Origin of the sequence: Niallia sp. Kr1, from assembly GCF_050389805.1 — a bacterium.
In the GTDB taxonomy this organism is placed as follows: Bacteria; Bacillota; Bacilli; order Bacillales; family Cytobacillaceae; genus Bacillus_BD.
Genome location: NZ_CP130945.1, coordinates 2,310,366 through 2,327,585, shown reverse-complemented (window position 1 = coordinate 2,327,585; position 17,220 = coordinate 2,310,366). Strand labels below are relative to the sequence as shown.

18 protein-coding genes, 2 other RNA genes and 4 pseudogenes are annotated in these 17,220 nt (G+C 36.1%); 5 read left to right on the top strand and 19 right to left on the bottom strand.

The window, feature by feature from the left end:
- Positions 1–7 precede the first annotated feature (7 nt).
- Complete coding sequence (locus Q5760_RS11240; RefSeq protein WP_428912251.1) at positions 8–487, bottom strand: GyrI-like domain-containing protein; 480 nt, start codon at positions 485–487, stop codon at positions 8–10.
- 106 nt (positions 488–593) lie between these two features.
- On the opposite strand from Q5760_RS11240, the gene Q5760_RS11235 reads away from it, so the two are divergent.
- Entirely contained in the window at positions 594–1,556 is a 963-nt protein-coding gene (locus Q5760_RS11235) for a helix-turn-helix transcriptional regulator (protein WP_428912250.1), read from the top strand.
- A 320-nt stretch (positions 1,557–1,876) separates the two neighbouring features.
- On the opposite strand, the pseudogene Q5760_RS11230 reads toward Q5760_RS11235, so the two are convergent.
- Positions 1,877–2,134 (bottom strand): annotated as a pseudogene (locus tag Q5760_RS11230) (VOC family protein); the annotation flags it as partial.
- Positions 2,135–2,300: 166 nt separating this feature from the next.
- Between Q5760_RS11230 and Q5760_RS11225 the strand changes: the two are divergent.
- The 3 genes from Q5760_RS11225 to cdaS all read left to right on the top strand — a co-directional run bounded on the left by Q5760_RS11225 (position 2,301) and on the right by cdaS (position 4,688).
- Positions 2,301–2,636: a 2Fe-2S iron-sulfur cluster-binding protein gene (locus Q5760_RS11225; protein ID WP_428912249.1), complete on the top strand. Its 336-nt coding sequence runs from the start codon at positions 2,301–2,303 to the stop codon at positions 2,634–2,636.
- 32 nt (positions 2,637–2,668) lie between these two features.
- Complete coding sequence (locus tag Q5760_RS11220) at positions 2,669–3,997, top strand: glycosyl hydrolase family 18 protein (RefSeq protein ID WP_428912248.1); 1,329 nt, start codon at positions 2,669–2,671, stop codon at positions 3,995–3,997.
- A gap of 79 nt (positions 3,998–4,076) precedes the next feature.
- The gene (cdaS, locus tag Q5760_RS11215; protein WP_428912247.1) at positions 4,077–4,688 is read left to right on the top strand and encodes a sporulation-specific diadenylate cyclase CdaS; all 612 of its coding nucleotides are present in this window, start codon (positions 4,077–4,079) and stop codon (positions 4,686–4,688) included.
- A gap of 742 nt (positions 4,689–5,430) precedes the next feature.
- Here cdaS and Q5760_RS11210 read toward each other — a convergent pair.
- Positions 5,431–6,693, bottom strand: coding sequence for a glycosyl hydrolase family 18 protein (locus tag Q5760_RS11210; protein ID WP_428912246.1), 1,263 nt, complete (start codon positions 6,691–6,693; stop codon positions 5,431–5,433).
- A 168-nt stretch (positions 6,694–6,861) separates the two neighbouring features.
- Here Q5760_RS11210 and Q5760_RS11205 point away from each other — a divergent pair, with 168 nt between their 5' ends.
- Entirely contained in the window at positions 6,862–7,281 is a 420-nt protein-coding gene (locus tag Q5760_RS11205) for a hypothetical protein (protein ID WP_428912245.1), read from the top strand.
- Between the two features lie 44 nt (positions 7,282–7,325).
- Here the strand turns inward: Q5760_RS11205 and Q5760_RS11200 are convergent.
- The 16 genes and pseudogenes from Q5760_RS11200 to rnpB form a co-directional block, all read right to left on the bottom strand.
- A pseudogene (locus Q5760_RS11200) lies at positions 7,326–7,595 on the bottom strand (IS4 family transposase); the annotation flags it as partial.
- A 445-nt stretch (positions 7,596–8,040) separates the two neighbouring features.
- Positions 8,041–8,271 carry a DUF896 domain-containing protein gene (locus Q5760_RS11195; protein WP_428912244.1) on the bottom strand — a complete coding sequence of 77 codons (231 nt, stop codon included), beginning with the start codon at positions 8,269–8,271 and terminating at the stop codon, positions 8,041–8,043.
- Positions 8,272–8,443: 172 nt separating this feature from the next.
- A complete protein-coding gene (locus Q5760_RS11190) occupies positions 8,444–8,827 on the bottom strand; it encodes a DoxX family protein (protein ID WP_428912243.1) in 384 nt (127 codons plus the stop codon).
- 47 nt (positions 8,828–8,874) lie between these two features.
- Positions 8,875–8,997: pseudogene (locus Q5760_RS11185) on the bottom strand (ring-cleaving dioxygenase); the annotation flags it as partial.
- An 88-nt stretch (positions 8,998–9,085) separates the two neighbouring features.
- Entirely contained in the window at positions 9,086–9,376 is a 291-nt protein-coding gene (locus Q5760_RS11180; protein WP_428912242.1) for a GNAT family N-acetyltransferase, read from the bottom strand.
- On the bottom strand, positions 9,373–9,612 hold the full coding sequence (locus Q5760_RS11175; protein ID WP_428912241.1) for a (4Fe-4S)-binding protein: 240 nt from the start codon (positions 9,610–9,612) through the stop codon (positions 9,373–9,375). The genes Q5760_RS11180 and Q5760_RS11175 overlap by 4 nt, the downstream gene beginning before the upstream one ends.
- 101 nt (positions 9,613–9,713) lie before the next feature.
- A complete protein-coding gene (gene spxA, locus Q5760_RS11170) occupies positions 9,714–10,088 on the bottom strand; it encodes a transcriptional regulator SpxA (protein WP_428912240.1) in 375 nt (124 codons plus the stop codon).
- A gap of 144 nt (positions 10,089–10,232) precedes the next feature.
- A pseudogene (locus tag Q5760_RS11165) lies at positions 10,233–10,556 on the bottom strand (fructose bisphosphate aldolase); the annotation flags it as partial.
- Between the two features lie 203 nt (positions 10,557–10,759).
- Entirely contained in the window at positions 10,760–10,948 is a 189-nt protein-coding gene (locus Q5760_RS11160) for an SDR family oxidoreductase (protein ID WP_428912239.1), read from the bottom strand.
- On the bottom strand, positions 10,926–11,240 hold the full coding sequence (locus tag Q5760_RS11155; RefSeq protein ID WP_428912549.1) for a hypothetical protein: 315 nt from the start codon (positions 11,238–11,240) through the stop codon (positions 10,926–10,928). Before Q5760_RS11155 ends, Q5760_RS11160 begins: the two co-directional genes overlap by 23 nt.
- A 156-nt stretch (positions 11,241–11,396) precedes the next feature.
- Entirely contained in the window at positions 11,397–12,452 is a 1,056-nt protein-coding gene (locus Q5760_RS11150) for an SGNH/GDSL hydrolase family protein (RefSeq protein WP_428912238.1), read from the bottom strand.
- Between the two features lie 619 nt (positions 12,453–13,071).
- The gene (locus Q5760_RS11145; RefSeq protein ID WP_428912237.1) at positions 13,072–14,106 is read right to left on the bottom strand and encodes a cytochrome d ubiquinol oxidase subunit II; all 1,035 of its coding nucleotides are present in this window, start codon (positions 14,104–14,106) and stop codon (positions 13,072–13,074) included.
- 12 nt (positions 14,107–14,118) lie between these two features.
- Positions 14,119–15,480: a cytochrome ubiquinol oxidase subunit I gene (locus Q5760_RS11140; protein WP_428912236.1), complete on the bottom strand. Its 1,362-nt coding sequence runs from the start codon at positions 15,478–15,480 to the stop codon at positions 14,119–14,121.
- 444 nt (positions 15,481–15,924) lie between these two features.
- Positions 15,925–16,050 carry a hypothetical protein gene (locus Q5760_RS11135; RefSeq protein WP_428912235.1) on the bottom strand — a complete coding sequence of 42 codons (126 nt, stop codon included), beginning with the start codon at positions 16,048–16,050 and terminating at the stop codon, positions 15,925–15,927.
- A 266-nt stretch (positions 16,051–16,316) separates the two neighbouring features.
- Positions 16,317–16,584, bottom strand: an RNA gene (ffs, locus tag Q5760_RS11130) — signal recognition particle sRNA large type.
- Positions 16,585–16,832: 248 nt separating this feature from the next.
- Positions 16,833–17,213: RNase P RNA component class B (gene rnpB / locus Q5760_RS11125), an RNA gene on the bottom strand.
- Between the last annotated feature and the right edge of the window lie 7 nt (positions 17,214–17,220).

The window sequence follows — 17,220 nt, the reverse complement described above, 5'->3', positions numbered from 1 at the left end:
TATCTCTTTATTTTCTAACAACAGGGATCCACATTTCACCATATACTAATCCGTCTTTCTGCCCCATCAAAACCGCTGCATTTGGGCCTCCAACATAGGATACATCCGTAACTTCCATCAGGACTTCACCAAAAGCAATACCAGTTAACTTATTACTCAACTCTTCATCTGTATTTGCTTCTCCCCTCACAACGATGTATTCCCCTTTAGGGAATTGGATAAGTCTAGTTGCCTCTGGTAAGGTTTCCTGCGTCATCACACCTGCATAATGCATCATCTTGTTATTCACAGCTTCGTTTACAATAAAAATGTAGTCATTTGTAGCAACAGTTTTTAACTTATCAAGCCTTCCATCTTGATTGACCGCTTGCCAAAAGTCTGCCTTTTCCTTGTTAATACCAGCATAGTCTGTGTAATCACTCTTAAGCTCTGTTCCAAAACCTAAAACAGTAAAGCTATCCTTTTCTTCTAACATATAAATTGCCATTTCAAAATTCCTCCTTTTAATTTCAACAAAACATTTGTTTTATTACTCACAGGGTTTATAATAGCATTGAATCATGTCAAAAGATGACACTGTTTAGGAGGTCCCAATGAAAAAAGTTGAACGGATTAATACCATCATGCGGTATATCAACAACCGCTCCTACTTTACAATTACTGAAATTATGCGGGAATTTAACATCTCTCGTTCGACTGCTATTAGGGATATCAGAGAAATTGAAGCGATGGGGATGCCACTTGAAGCTGAAGTTGGAAGAGACGGGGGTTATTCTGTCATGAACAACTCTGTACTGCCATCTATTCACTTCACTAATAATGAAGTTAAAGCGCTTTTTATTGCCTTTATGGCTTCAAGAAATCAACAACTTCCCTATCTAAAAAGTCGACAATCTTTAGCGGAAAAATTACTTGGTCTAATCCCAGAAAACCAACAAGAGACCCTAGTTTTATTAAATGGAATCTTGCTTTTCGAAGGGACTAACCCCAATAATCCTGATTTACTTGACCTGTCAGACCTCCCTCACCCTATGTTAGAAAATCTCATCCAACTTCTTCTTTTGGATCGACATTTATTGATTACCATCAAAGAAGGGAAGGTAATAAAGTCTTTTCCTATTTATCTCTTGCACCTTTATCGAGAAAAAAACCTATGGCAAATTGATGGATTTGACTTAAAGGAAGAAAAGAGGAAAATTTTTCCTGTCGACAACCTCACTGATGTAAAACCATACCCCACGAAACAAAGAGTAACAAAGAAAAAGGTTTTAGAAAAACAAAGTAAGCAGGAAGAAGTATTCAACCTTGTCATTGAATTGGGACCAAAGGCAATTGCTCAGTTCAAAAAATACCATCCTTTAAAGTTTTCGATTTCCTATACGAATCCTTACCAAGCCACAGGCATTCTAAAGACTTTTATCAATATTAATATTCCCGAAGAATTGACCGATATAACAAATTGGCTCCTCTTCCTAGGTGAGGATATCAAGTTTAGGGAAGTACCAAAAGAAATCATAGAAAGTTTACAAGAGAGATTTTCCTTATACTGCCAATAAGCGGCGGTTAGTTAAATGCTCAGTCATTTTAAGTTTGTCAAGTTCCCCATTATCTTCGATTTTAGAGTACCTAAAGATAACTTTTTAATGCTGCCACTGCTCCTAAGTCCTCGATGTTACCAAAATACTTTTCAAATTGGTTATAAAAGTCAAATATATGGACATCATCATTCATCCGAGCAAGTGGCAGTAGTCTAATTCATTCCCCCTATACCATGTTGCAATAGTAAAGTTATTTTTTCTGAGTTCTTTCCTTTTTTATAAATATGTTTCATCATTGATCTCCTTCTAACACACAACCTTAATTCTTCTCGTTTTTACTCAAACCATGAAGGCAACATGAGATGCTGAACTAGTTCATTTATTGGCTCATCGACTATAAAAACCAGGTGGACAGTCGTAATTTCCAATAGAATTCCGCCTTCTTCAGGAAAATAAATCGCCTTAAAATAATGTCGATCCAGAATGTCTGTAGGCTGATAACCTTTATCTTGCAAAAGAGCTCTCCATCTTTGATGATCTTCCTCATCTTTTGCTATCCAAGCAATATGGTGGACGGTTCCAGCCCCCTTAAGCCCATGTACGGAAAAATCTTTGATTCAAGAGAATCTTACTAGTTTTTTCATATAGTCAATCCATTTGTTTTCTACTATTTTTTCATTTGATTCTAACAGTAAGAATGATTTCCCATTTAATGTTCAATATAAGATTATCATTGATTCTCATTTCATTAGGAGGAGTAAAATGCCTTACGTAACTGTATTAGGTAAAGGAACGTTTGAAGTAGAGACGGGTAAAAAACTTGTTTTAGCGTTAGAAGATAATGGAATTCATATTCTCCATCAATGTGGCGGCCACGCAAAGTGTACAACTTGCAGAGTAGAGATTTTAGGTGGAGATTATTGCGTGTTGACAGAAAAGGAACAAACAGCCTTTGACAATAAAGATATTGAATATGAATTGTTTGAAGATTATTTACGGCTATCATGCCAAATTTATGTAAAAGGTGATATAACGGTACGCCCAATCATGACCGTAGAAAATTCTGGACTTACTCCAGGACCAAGACCAGAAGACTAAGATCACAAATACTATTTATCGGAGGACAGGAAATGCTCAAAAAAATAACGTTCATATTATCAGTATTTTGCATCCTATCAATCATACCGATTAATGTAAAAGCTCAAGTGATCCACGAGGTAAAATCAAAAGATAATCTTTACAACATTTCCATTCAGTACAAAATGGATTTGGAGCATATCGCTCAATTAAATGATCTTACCCCACAATCAAAATTAGTTTTGGGACAATCCATTTTAGTTCCTGGTTCAACTTATATCGTCCAACCGGGTGATACCATATGGAAGATTGCCAGCCGTCACGCCATTCGCATGGAAACAATCATTGCGCAAAATCGTTTAAAAACGAATGTCATTTATCCAGGTCAAAAATTAACGATCCCCCATCCTCCTAAACAGAATATTTGGACAGGGACTTATTTTGTTCCAAGTAAGACAGAAACGAATACTTGGATGATCAATCATTATAAAAATACACTATCTGGTTTGTTCATTTTTGATTATCGTCCCGATGAACAAGGAAATATAAAAGAATTGAATGAAAATGAGTCAAATCTAATTGCCTGGAAAAATGATTTATTACCTTACGCTACATTGACTAATACTAGTGATAAGGGCTATGATCCTGATCTTGCCCATCATTTGCTTAGTCAAAAATCAGTTAGAAAAAATTTAATTCATAACATTTATACCTTATTAGACAGCCATGATTATAAAGGGATTGTTATCGACTTTGAACAGGTTCAACCAAAGGATCGAAATCATTTTAATCAATTTATGAAAGAATTGGCAGCTAGACTCCACCCTATTGGGATGGAAGTTTTGATTGCCGTACCTCCCAAAAAAGGAGATCATGCTCCTTCATACTATGACGGGTATGACTACCAAACTCTTGGTAAATATGTGGATAAAATGTTCTTAATGACTTATAACTGGCATTGGCCTGGTGGTCCATCTGGTCCCATTGCCCCTATTAATGAGGTTCGCAAAACTTTAGATTATGCGGTAACCGTTGTTCCAAAATCTAAACTATTACTTGGAATCCCTCAATACGCATATGACTGGAAAATTTCTGGCGAAAAAAAATCAGGAGTTGCATACTCTACCCAACATGCCATCGATTTATATATCAAAAATGAAAGCCAAGTTCATTATGATCCAGTAGCATCATCCCCTTGGTTCCGATATAAAGATCGAGATGGAATTTTACATGAAGTTTGGTTTGAGGACCCTCGAAGTCTGTTAGCTAAATTCAACCTTGTTAAAGAATATGGCTTAGTGGGAACAGGCTGTTGGCATTTAGGTCTAACAATGCCTCAAACAGAAGAAATGATATTGGAAGAATTTAATATTATTAGATAACACTTTAAAGAAAATTCTCGATAGGGGGATATCCCCCTGTTTTATAATTGATTTATAATAATAAAGTAGGTGTTTATACATGAATAATGCTAATTGTGATTTTTCACCAATGAAACAACAATTTTCAATAAAAATAAATGAAATTATAAACGGACTTCAACATAGTTTGGAGGTACTTGGCAATGAAAACTATTGTCTTTTAGGTAATCTAGAGTCGATAAAGGAAAAATTTATTAAAATGGAGTCAGTCGCTTCATCCTTTTATTTAAACTGTTATTTATCAGCTTATACAGATAAATTTGAAGATCTATCTACGTCAGTCCAATGGCTGTCTAAACGGCATTATGGTGCATTAATTGTAGTGGAACGATGTGACCCCCTTGATTCTTTAATACAAAAAGGAACACCTATTAAAGCAATTTTAACTCCATCCTTATTAGAGACCATCTTTTTTCTCGGAAATCCTCTTCACGATGGAGCTGTACTCATTCGTGGTAATCAAATCATTTCTGCTGCCAATGTCCTTCCTCTTACGACTAAAGTAATAAGTGAGCGGAAACTAGGCACTCGTCATCGTGCTGCATTAGGCTTAACAGAACAAAGTGATGCCCTGGTTCTTGTAGTGTCAGAGGAGACCGGTAAAATATCTTTCGCTATAAACGGAAAACTTTATCCGATTAACACTGCATAATACGAGATTAAAATTTTTTATCATCATTAAATGTCTTAAAAATAACAGTGAAAAGCTAAATATTTTAATTAGGCACAAAGATGCAGTTACGGCGAAAAATGTTCAATTGCATGATACAAAAGAAATGAAAAAAGAGGCTTTCCAAAAGTTCAAAGAACACATAGAAAGCCTCAGCTTTTGATTCTTTTTCATAACTATATTACTCTTATGTTACCGTTAAGTTAATTTTTAGAGTATACCATATCAGAAACCTATTTTTAAAGGTTTCAAGGAACATGAATTACATCATTCCGCCCATTTAACAAATTATAAACTAGAAGAAAATTACTTATAAACTACTGATATAATAGGTTTTTTCAACTTTAATTAAAATACTATAAAACAGTAAAAGAAAAAGACCATGAGCAAAATTATGACTTTAGGTAAGAGAAGCTCCTTATCCATCTTCAAACAAAATACAAATAAATCATATTTTTATATTTTATTTATATATTAATTATGAAGAAGCTAGGAATAAAATAATTTACGAATGCACCCGATTGTGGAAGAATAACATTAAGGGGGCACAGACTGGAAAAATGCGAATTTACAACGATATGAGTCATTATGAAGGCGTAATTTAACAGGGATTAAGTTATTTTACCAATAAGGTTTTACTCTATTACCAAATAAGCGTTTTAGACGTCTTATGAAGATGTGTCCAAATAGAAAATTTAATGATTGTTAAGAGATGATTGATTTATTATACCTTTCTTATGGTAAAAAACTTTGTCAAAAGCCAAGGTCCTGGCGTAAATCCTAGTGTTAACTGCCATGCGCCTATCCCATCTAAAGCATACTCTCGAATTAATATCATTTTTTCACTCATACTTCTGACGTCTTCGAACCAAACCTCACGTAATTGTCCTTCCTGATCTCTATACCGAAAGAATGGAGATTTATATTCTTCTGAATATTGTATAGGCGACTGGTACCTTATTGCTGTTTCAATAGCGCTCTGGTTTGATATAGCTGGTGCAGCTGTCCCTGGTCTATGTGGAATTATCCAATCATATCCGTATAAAGGCACACCAATAATAATTTTCCTACGAGGAACAAATCTTATGGCAAATTCAACTGTTCTTCGTACGTCTGTAATAGGAGCTACAGGTCCTGGTTCGCTCCCTGCATGGTGAAAGTCATAAGCCATGATAAACATAAAGTCCACTACTGATCCGATTCCTCCGTAATCATATCCCTTTAGCCAAGGAATTTCTTCGCTTGTTTTTGCGGGAACAGCAATGGTTAGCGTCCGTCCTAATGGTCGTAAACGATCGCTCAATTCGCGTAAAAAACCTGTAAACAGATCTCTATCCTCAGCCAAGACACGTTCAAAGTCTATATTAACCCCGCCATACCCCTTATTAGTTACTAAATAAGTGATATTATTAACCAGATTTGTCCTTGCTGTCGGATTATTTAATACTTGATGAACCAGTTCGGGACTAAATCCCTCAGGTGTCAAATTGGTAATCGTCGCAAGCGGTCTTACCCGAAAATTCCAAGTTGTTTGAATAGCAGTCAAGTCATTTAAGGTGTTAGCGATATCCCCATTACCAGCAATGTGGTATTCAAAAATCGATATAGATGTACTATAAGGGGCAAAATCTCTGATCAAACTCTGGTCCAATTCCGGAGTTCTAACAACGTAAAAACTCAGTGTAGATGCAAGGTAATTCGATATATTGGGAATCGTTAGTTTCATCCCTGCTTGTAATGAATCCGGGTTTATTAAGGGATTAGCTGCCCTTAATTGCTCTAAAGGAACAAACGCTTTACTTGCAATACTAATGAGCGTGTCGCCCGGCTGAACCGTATATATATAAAGTGGAATAAGAAGAGCCAGACCTGGAACCACATTCAACTCTGTTAAACCATTGGTACTACGTATCTGATCAATAGAAGAATCATACCTTCTACTTATTGAGAATAAAGATTCACCTGGCTGAACGATGTGAATAAACATTTTCAAGCCCCCCACTATTTCATTTATCAAATGCCCCGAAAAAACTCCAAATTTGTGATTACTAGGTAAATAATATTAATTTCCCTGCCAATATATGCTGTTATCATGTCGGTATTATAGATTGATAAAATGGATTGGGTGAGAAATTGAAGTTTATATTGGGGTTACGTGGCATTCTATTGGAATTCCTTCACTTTGGTATTTAAGCTCGGAATATCAAAAGGTGTTCCATTATTTGCGAATGTTGAACGATTTTTTCAAGTTGATGATGAATGGATTCAAGGTTGGACGGAAGCAATGTTTACAAGTGGTTATAAAAGTGGTATTGATAATGATCCAGTTGTGGGTGATTTTAATAAAGCGTTTTGTAATGCAGCAAAAGAAAATGAAAAGGTAAAAATACAAAATATACTATGGAGTGCTGAGCCAGAGTTAGAACCTAGTGGTCCTCGGAATCCCCCAAACTATAAACCGAAGACCCCTAATTGTGGTGGAAACGTTTGGGCTTGGCAATACAGTCGAAAGGTAACTCAGTGTCCAATCGATACAAATTTAGCAAACAATCGCTTAATAAATATTCTATTGTAATAATCTCAACTTTCGCAGAGTGAAATTGGCAAATAAGACTTGATCTATGTTAGATGGTAGCCCACCCAATGCTCAAGTTGACTTTGAATTAATTTTTTTATTGTCTTGTTTGAATCTTTTAATACATCTTAAAAAATCTCGATTAACTGATGTAGAGCGACAGCCAAAATACATTTAATTCGTCACATAATTCTAAAAACAGGTCACCTAGTGTACGTAGATATTCTGCCATGAGAGTGCGATAAAACGAGCAAACACAATAGTAGTATGGCGCAAATTAGTGCGTCATACGAACAGCTTTGAAACTCTTTTTCCTAGTTTTAAAAGAGATTCACAATTTCAGGATATTCCCTCAATAATTTGGTTCTTTAATGAAAACAGACGCATTTTTAAAGAAACGCGACCTTTAAAATTGAATAAAATGCTCTAATATATGCTTATTCACTAAAGCGCACGATTATTAAAGAACCTTATACCTAAAGCTAATGGTTCTATACTAAATCCCCTTTAACCTATTGAACACAACAATGTATTGAAAAAAATCAAGAAGTAAGATTAGAAGATAATTTTGCAAAAAAAGATTCCGTACAAGACTTTTAGTTACATGTCTTGTACGGAAAAAGTTTTTATTTCTATATATGTTCTCTGTTTTAAGATTAAATTTATCTTTTTATTATTAGATATTCCTAGTTATTAATGATTGTTATTCAAAAAATTAACAAACTGTGTTTTTTCGTTCTATTATCCCTATTACCTCTTTTATTCTTGTCCCAACGCCGTTTCTCTTCTCATTCGAATTTTTTGGGGTGTCACATCATTCCCTAGTGGGTCAACTACAGTAACATTTGAAATGGTTCTGAGGATTTGTCCACGAATTTCGTGCAAATAATCTTTACGTAACTCTTGCTGTTCAACCCGCTCACTTTTTGTTAGTCCTTCTTCACGCTGTTTTTTCGCTAATTGATTAATACGTTCTAAACTTTTAATCATCTTTTTCCCCCTCTTTTCTCTTTCAAACTAACTGTTGGAAAATACGATCTATCTCTTGAATTTCTTCATTCGTTAATTGGACATCTGATGAATACAGTTGCTCACGAAACAAATTGACTTAATATTTATGCATGTTAACTCGTTTGTGGAACGCTGTCCCTACATTCCAACATTAAAGTGAGTAAATTCCTGGACCTATTAAAGCTAATCCAATAGAAACAACAATAAGCATTAAATTGTATTCATAACCACCTGCTGTATTTGCAAAACCTTTCGCACCGTGTACTTTTACGATAGCTCCAAGCATAATCATCGTAATGAGCACTGCTCCAAGTGGTAATAAAATACCTAGAATGAATAGAATGCCAGCAACTAACTCAGCAATGCCACTAAAAGCTGCAACTAGATTCCCTGGTTTAATACCAATGGACTCAAACCAGCCACCAGTTCCTTTTATCCCATATCCTCCGAACCATCCGAATAATTTTTGTGTTCCATAAAAGATAAAAACAATTCCAATCATAATTCTTATAAGTAATATTCCTAAATCTACCATTGTTAAAAACCCCTTCTATTTTTTATTTTTTATATTAATTTTTCCTTTTATTCTTTAATAAATTCCCTTGGACTTCTCACTGTATCAATAGGGCGTACTAATTTTTCTATTTCTGCACGTTTGGGCTCTAGGAATGGAGGTAAAGATAATTTTTCCCCAAGTGTTTTGTATGGTCTGTGTTTTTCTCGATTGACTCAATTCCTTTCGTTACTATTACTTTATGAATCTAGTGAAAAAATCAATAAAATTATATTTATATTAATTTGCCATTACATCTTTATATTTCACACTGCTCTCTAGTACATTCTTAGCATAGGGGCATACAGGAATGATATATTTTTTCTCATTCCTTGCATATTCTGCAAGTCTATCTACTAATTTTTTTCCTAATCCCTTCCCATTGTGCCCCGGATAGACGACGGTATGATTCACAATAATTAAGTCTCTTCCAGAAACATCGGTACCACTAGGGATAAATTGTATTCTTGCAATTACTTCTCCCGATTCTTCAATATAAAATTCATTGTTCCCAAACTTAATTTCACTCATTTCCTTCTCTCCTTAGTTTTATTCTTATTTTCATAGGTAAGAGCTTTACTTGGACAGCGATTGATAACATCCATCATTTCTTGAGGCATTGCATTTTCTGGAGAAATCCAAGGTCTTTTGTTTACATCAAATACTTTTGGTAGCCCCTTCACACATTCTGCAGCATGTTCACAAACTTTAGGTTGCCAAAAAATTTTTATGGTGTCAGTTTCATAGATTTTAATGTTTTTATCCATAATTATTTCTCCTACTAAATCTAAATATCGGCTAAGTATCTTTCGCTTTAACCGAAAAATTTTTACTATAATTTTTAATCAATCAGTCATTGGTTAATTTTTTAATATGATAAAACCGTTCGGAGTTTACGAGGCAAAAAGCTGCGTATCTCCTCTTCGTTAAATCCAACGTTCATTCTTTTTTCATCTTTGATTATAGGTCTTCTTAACAAAGAAGGATTATCTTTAATAATCTTATAAAACTCCTCTAGTTGAAGTGATTCCAAGTCAACATTGAGTTTTTTAAATGCTTGAGACTTAAAAGAAATAATCTCATCTGTACCATCATCTGTCATACGAAGTATTTCTTTAACTTCTTCAACTGTAAGTGGTTGGGATAGCATCTCTCTTTCTACAAAATCGATTTGATTCTCCTTCAGCCACACCTTTGCTTTACGACAGGAAGTACAACTTGGAGTTGTATATAAAATAACCATGATTACATCACTCCTCTATTAAAAGAATAAGAATTACAAAATACCTCGATATAAGATATCTTTAATTAAGTATAAATTATATCCCATCTTAGTATTCGAGTCAATAAGGCTCCTAAAATATTGGGATCTTTCCGACTCGGCCTATTCCGTGCTATTAATATCCACTTCCGGTTCGATAATCGGAATAAGCCGCGCCGCTTCGATTTGGTTCACAATATCAAACTGTTGCTGAACAATTTTTTTGATACCAGTAGGATTGGCTTCCTTAATCAATAAGCGCATTTTCGCACCGAACGTGTTGCGTTCATTTGCCCGATTCAGAAGATCGTCCAAACGGTCAATAGACTTCATGATGAGATGAACTCCGTCCTCAAGTTCGGTAAGCCCCTTATCAACTTTCAGAAAAGGTACAATGCCTTTCTATTCCTATAGAAAATCAGCTGTGTATTGCCCATCAATAAGACGATCCTTATTACATCCATCGTTTTTTCCCTGCTAAGAAAAATTTAATTACAATATATTACATTACATAAAATGATTTTGCGAATTCTAATAATAGATATTAAGAGAAAAATATTCATTTCTATCTGATAAAAAATAAAAAAGGGCTGATGAGATCTCACCAAACCTTTTCAAATGTTTTTACCGTACTGCTATTATAGAATGATTTTCTAGCCTTTGGTATTAGTGCGATATAGCCTATATTTAAGTATTTCGCTTATTCTCCTCCAGTAACTCCAAAGTGCTTCGCCCGTGATCGCTGCTGCACCGTCCGAAGCTAAGAATAGAGCTGTAGCTGCAATTTCTGAAGGCTCAAGTAAACGTCCTAACCATTGGTTACCAATGATATGTGTTTTCAATGCTTCTTCTACTGAAGTTCCATGTAAATGTTCCTAAACCGATCTGAATAGGTATGACTACTAAGTTCCATGCAATATTTAATTGTTTAAATAATGGTTTAGTAAGAGAAATAAGGACAAATATCACTACAAATAAACTAACGCCTCCGTACGTTAAAATGGCTGTAATCATTAATAGTGCCACTAGGACTGGAAATGGTTTTTCCGTCCCCGTTTTTTCTAAGATTTTTTGAGCAATTGATTGGGCAGCTCCACTTTTATCTATATACTGCGCTAAAATTGCCCCTAACAGGAATACAGCCTAAGCGCTCAACCTGCTATAACGACTAATATATCGCTGAGCAAGATGCTAAAAAAAGACTAAGCTCCTGTAACAACACGGTTAGTTACACGGAGCTTAGCCAATGAACAAATGCATTCATAGGAAAGTGTATTTTTTAAAAAAATCCTAATGATTTGAAATCGTTAGGTCTGTGTCGATCTCGAGTTCATTCATTTCTTCAAGGATGCGCTGGGCCATTCGGTGGTAACCAGCTGTATTTGGATGAAACTGATCATCTGCTAGTAGTTCGGTATCGGAAGGAACAAAAAGGTCTGCTATTGGAATATAGCTGACATGTTCAAATTCTTCTGTAACTGCTTTTCCCGCTTCATTCCAATTGGTCGCAATCACACCTAAGTCCTCGATGTTACCAAAATACTGTTCAAACGGGTTATAAAACCCAATTAAATAAATATGGACATCCGGATTTAGTTCCTTCATTTTATGAAAAATAGCACTTAATCTCTCCTGATACCCGTCTATTTCACGATTAAATGGTTCCATGGTAAGATTCAAAAAGTTGTCTTTTACCACCTTCATGATATCGTTGGCGCCAATCGTTATTAAAACAATGTCCGCCTTCTTAATGGTGGAGGCAATTTCCTTTTGGTCCAGCCGTTTCAGTAACTGATCTGTACGATTTCCTTTTTTACCATAGTTTTCAATCCTTATATTTAATTGATTATCTTCAAACGTATGATTAAGGATACCAACATAACCGCCGCTTTCTGTTTCATCCCCTATCCCTTCTGTTAATGAATCACCGATAGAGACAATCCTGAGATCCTTTTTAAACAAGTTGATAGTTCCTTTAATAACGGCCCGAACCTTTTCTTTTATTCCTTCCGTAATCGTTTGTCCATTCTGTTCTTCTTCTTCTGCTGCTAGTTGTATCTCGTCTTCTGCTGTTGCAGGGACATTATCCTCTTCTTTTGATTGCTGTATCTCGGCTTCTGATTCAGGAATAGTTACTTCAGCTGTTGATTGCTTGACCTCTTCTTCAGTTGTAGGTTTTTTTTCCTCGGTCTGATCCTTAAGATCATGCTGATTTTCTGCCATCCCCGATACTTGCGCTTTCTCACTCACTTGCAACGTTTGCGTGAGATCTGAAAAATATAAAAAAGGCAGGAGGATCACAACCAGCAGACAAGTAAGGATCATGACCATTTTTCGTCGTTTCACGTTGATACCCCCTATCATTAAATGAAATTAGTATTCTATCAAACATTCATTAATAGTTCTTTCATTTTAGCACGGAACTCAATTACGGTATGTTACAAAAAAATAACAAGTGTACGTGAGAAAAAAACTTTTTTATTCATCGGAATACGTTTCTCTATTTAATAATAAAAATAATGCCAAAGTAGATTCACCTCTTTTTTGAATTTCCCCAAATAGAAAAGAGTTAAGCATGACGATCCTGACCGGTCTTGCCATATATAGCTTTGAAAATATGAATAATAGATTGAACACTAGGTTGTAGCTCTTTTTTACAAATATGGTTTGAACCTACATCATATTGAAATTTAATCTTGTATTTTTAGAAACGGCCATTGAAAAAGGACAAAACTTTCTTCATTTACCTGTATTCCTTGTTGATGACTTGGATATTAATAACTTTTATAACACCTTTACTATCTATGGACATGCTGAAATTCCTCTCTTTTTATAAATGGAAAAAGAGCCTAAATATACAAGAAATGGATAAAATCTTGCATATTTTAGGCTCTTTCATGGAGTCTTTGTTTTATAAAGCATCTGTTACGTAAGGCCAAGATCATATATTAGTTATAAATACTCGTTACTGCTTTTGCCGTAAATATCGTTTATCATTCATAAATAAACTCCAAAAGTAAATAAAGCCAGGAAAGAGAATGGCGAACCCGATTATATAAGTAATAAATACAGCTCTAAAGGAATTAGGATCTGTAAAAGCCGAATGAATGGTCACATCAGGGTAGATGATATAAGGCAGATGTGCTTTCCCATATACATAACTGGCAATTAAGTATTGGATCGTCACGGCAATAACCGAGAGTCTTGGCATCCCCTTCACCCCCTTCTGAAAAGGTGACGGGGCATATAATCCGATCCCTATAATCAAAAAGAAGCCAACAGAAAGAAGTAAAAGTGGAAGGTCGTCCATCATTCGATTGTATAACCACTGGGCCTCATTTGGTAATGTAAGCATAATAAGAAAGGCCATGAGTAATGTTATCGGTCCTAATATTTTCCCATCCCGAAGATATACTTGATAGGCCTTCATTTCATTAGATGCTTTTGAGTAATCCGCTAATAATAATGACGAGAGAAAAAGAGTACTACTGATGGCAAAGCCAATAAATGCATATACATTTGAGCTTGTAAAAAGCCGATATAAATTTAAATTTGCTGCACCATTCCCGTAATCAACAAATTCCCCATGTGTGATTGGCAATACACAAATTAAAAGACCAGGAATGAGGATTCCTGTAATTCCTGATATGTACGTCAATGGCTTTTTAAATTCAATTGCAATATTTGAAAATACTAAAAATGCACTTCGCAATGCAAGTAAAAGCAGGATGATACTACCTGGAATAATGAGTATCGTGCCTAGCGTATAGGCTGCCGTTGGGAAAAGACTATAGATCGCTACAACTAATGCCACAATGAATGTATTCGTTACTTCCCAAGTGGGGGATAAATAGCGATTCGCAATATTGGTTGCTTTCGTTTGTTCTCGATTCATGTAAATCATCGACCAAAAGCCAGCACCGAAATCCATTGTTGCCATGACAGCATAAATAAAGACAAACCCCCATAGTATGGTAATCGCAATAACAGCATCAGCCATTTACAAATCCTCCTATGAATTTGAACTGAATAAAGGGACATTCTTTTTTTCTGCACGCTCGATATCATCTAATTCTGTGTTTTTTCTAAAGTAGTATAACAATACAAACACAACAGCAAACGCCAAAATAATGTACACACAAATAAACAAGATGAATAATGTACCTAAGTTCGTCGCAGTTGTTGCGGACTCAGCGGTTGATAAGATCCTGTATATCACCCATGGCTGGCGACCGGTACAAGCGAAAATCCATCCAAATTCAATAGCAAGCACAGCCAAAGGACCTGTCGTAACGAGTGTCCAAAGCATGATTTTGGGGTAATGCATCTTTTTTAGTATTTTTCTCCAGGCATACACGAGGATCGGGATCAGGATAAGCAATGAACCAATGATAACCATTCCGTTAAAAAGTGTATGGATAAATAATGGAGGCCAAAGTTCCTCTGGAAAATCATTCAATCCCACAACAACTGTATCAAAGCTATTTCCAGCAAGAAAGCTGAGTGCCCATGGAATTTCAATGGCCCCTTTTATTTCTTGCGTTTCTCGATCTGTAACGCCACCGATAGCAAGGGGGGCATGTGATTGTGTTTCAAATAATCCCTCTGCAGCAGCTAGCTTCTCTGGTTGGTATTCATGTAAATATTGAGCAGAAGAATGTCCATTTAATGCTGTTAAAAATGCAAAAATACAACCTACTACTAAACTAAGCCTTAAAGCCTTTTGATGAAACAAATAAATTCTAGATCCAGATTCATGTTTCATCATTTTAAAAGCGGCAACCGAACACACCACAAAAGCCCCCACAACATAGGCAGACAACGCAACATGCCCAGCCGTTACAAAGAAACTGGGGTTAAAAAAAGCAGCCCAAGGATTAATGTCTACAAATTCCCCATTCTCATATCGGAAGCCTGCGGGGGTACCCTGAAAGGCATGGACATTGGTAATCAATACTGCTGAAGCCAATGCACCTATAGCGACTAGTACGAGGCTTGCGATTCTCATCCAAGGCGCAATTCTTTCTGCTGCATATACATAGATCGACATAAAAAGTGCCTCTACAAAAAAGGCATAGATTTCAATTTGAAAAGGAAGTGGCATGACCCGACCGATCACTTCCATAAAACCAGGCCAAAGCAACGATAATTGGGTTCCAGCAATCGTACCAGTCGGAATCCCCACTCCAAGTAAGACGGCAAATGCCTTTGTCCAACGCTTAGCCATTACAACATAATCTTGATCCTTCGTTTTTTGGTAAAGCAGCTCAGCGGTCAACATCATAAAGGGTAACCCTACTCCTATCGTTGCAAAAATAATATGAAATGCCATGGTCGTACCAAATAAAGAACGGGCTATTACTAAATCGTCCATAATGTATTCGTCCTCTCAAGGGGTATTTATCTTTAATAAACATTCCCAATTCATCCAATAATATGTAATTGAATGTGGAAGACGGTTTATACTTGAAGTTATTTTAGAATCTTCTTATGACATAACTCTACCGTTGGTACAATCTAGCATAATTTCGCATATAGTAACAAAAGTTTACGTTGAAGATAAGTTTTTAAGCTCTCTGCTTACAAATACGGGCTATTTTCAACAAAAATAGCTCATTTAAACATTAAACTCAAAAGCAACAAGGTCTAAGTAAAAAACCAAAGAAAAAAAGGTCGGCACTTCAAACGGTTTTAATAACCATTCGAAATGTCGACCTATAGTATGTAAAACGTACAACCTATGCTTATCAACAACTCAGCCTTATGATTTGGATTCCCCATCAACGACCTGGATGCTAAAAGTAAAATCATTTTTTCTCTATTTGCGAGTTTGTTCTAGCAGACGATCAATCTCAATTTGCTTATATACTAAATTATTATTTTCAAATGTTAGATCTGCAGTAGATTCTAGTAATTCATCGATATCAATTTTAACTAATTTCATTATCTAACCTCCAAATTAGTTTTCACTATACTATTCGATTTAAAAAGTATTTTTTTGGGGGTTGGAATAAAAAAAGAGTCGCTTTTATTTTTACTGGGTTGTACCAGACCTATATTTATTAGCAATTTTTGCAACAAAGCATCGCTCATTCAAAACGTTAATATCAGAACGTAACAAGGTTTTTAAAAATTACCCAAGCCAAAAAGGTCGGCATTTCGAATGGGTTTAATAAAAACCATTCGAAATGCCGACCTATTATATGTAAACCGTGCACCCTATTCTCGACAGGAACAACCAAGCGTTACGTACAAAAGAGAACTCGAACTAGGCTACCCCACGGCACATGGAAAAGTCTACTTATGGCTGCTTCCTTCCGGACCTGACCAATTTCATAGGTTCCCATTGCGCAGGACCCAATTGTCAACGTTCACTTCTATAAGGCAGACCTTACATGTTCAAGCCTCAAATAGGCACTCAACCCCGCTATAGCGGATTGCGGGTAACAGGGCACCGCTAACTCCCCATCTAGCACGGTATGTATATGAAATCCATACCTTATGTTATTATCAAATTCTACGAGAGAATTTGCGTCCGGATTTTCTCGAGCTCGCTCGAGAAATTACCCATAAAAAATCCGTGACATCCGCCGGAGGCTTAACTTCATTCAGTCAAGGTTTGAACCCTACTAAATTGATAAAAGCTGGCATTCATCTCATAACTTTTAAAATGGGAGACTTCTACTGAAGGAAGTTAAAAAATGTAGATGATTTGGCCCATGAAATGGCTGTAAGCCAGGTTCTGTTCCTGTGTGCTATAACGATGCCAATCTTGCACAAACAGGTGTAGTCATATAACTATCGATCGATTTGACCGATCCATCCTTTCGGTTCATTTCCCACGGGATGGTGCCCCTACCTAAGTTTGGGTTGCTCGCTTGAGGGGTTTACCTCGTTCCATTTCTTCCGTTTCCAGAAGAACTCCGTTACTGTGGCACTTTCAGGATACTCTCGGCCTATCCCTAAGGACTTAGCTAATTTCTCCGCCGTCAGAGATTCCTCTCTGCCCACCTTTACAGATGGCACGAACACTCCGGGCATCTCAGCACCGGGCGAGCCTGGACTTTCCTCAACTCATGTACACATGAGCCGCGACTACTCACCATTTCATGTT

Excerpts from the sequence above, each read along its gene's own strand:
- Q5760_RS11225 (WP_428912249.1), top strand. The coding sequence starts at position 2,301 with ATGCCTTACGTAACTGTATTAGGTAAAGGAACGTTTGAAGTAGAGACG.
- Q5760_RS11140 (WP_428912236.1), bottom strand. The coding sequence starts at position 15,480 with ATGGACGATTTAGTAATAGCCCGTTCTTTATTTGGTACGACCATGGCA.
- cdaS (WP_428912247.1), top strand. The coding sequence starts at position 4,077 with ATGAATAATGCTAATTGTGATTTTTCACCAATGAAACAACAATTTTCA.
- spxA (WP_428912240.1), bottom strand. The coding sequence starts at position 10,088 with ATGGTTATTTTATATACAACTCCAAGTTGTACTTCCTGTCGTAAAGCA.
- Q5760_RS11135 (WP_428912235.1), bottom strand. The coding sequence starts at position 16,050 with ATGAAATTAGTTAAAATTGATATCGATGAATTACTAGAATCTACTGCA.
- Q5760_RS11180 (WP_428912242.1), bottom strand. The coding sequence starts at position 9,376 with ATGAGTGAAATTAAGTTTGGGAACAATGAATTTTATATTGAAGAATCG.
- Q5760_RS11175 (WP_428912241.1), bottom strand. The coding sequence starts at position 9,612 with ATGGATAAAAACATTAAAATCTATGAAACTGACACCATAAAAATTTTT.
- Q5760_RS11240 (WP_428912251.1), bottom strand. The coding sequence starts at position 487 with ATGGCAATTTATATGTTAGAAGAAAAGGATAGCTTTACTGTTTTAGGT.
- Q5760_RS11235 (WP_428912250.1), top strand. The coding sequence starts at position 594 with ATGAAAAAAGTTGAACGGATTAATACCATCATGCGGTATATCAACAAC.
- Q5760_RS11145 (WP_428912237.1), bottom strand. The coding sequence starts at position 14,106 with ATGGCTGATGCTGTTATTGCGATTACCATACTATGGGGGTTTGTCTTT.
- Q5760_RS11210 (WP_428912246.1), bottom strand. The coding sequence starts at position 6,693 with ATGTTTATTCACATCGTTCAGCCAGGTGAATCTTTATTCTCAATAAGT.
- Q5760_RS11220 (WP_428912248.1), top strand. The coding sequence starts at position 2,669 with ATGCTCAAAAAAATAACGTTCATATTATCAGTATTTTGCATCCTATCA.
- Q5760_RS11190 (WP_428912243.1), bottom strand. The coding sequence starts at position 8,827 with ATGGTAGATTTAGGAATATTACTTATAAGAATTATGATTGGAATTGTT.
- Q5760_RS11195 (WP_428912244.1), bottom strand. The coding sequence starts at position 8,271 with ATGATTAAAAGTTTAGAACGTATTAATCAATTAGCGAAAAAACAGCGT.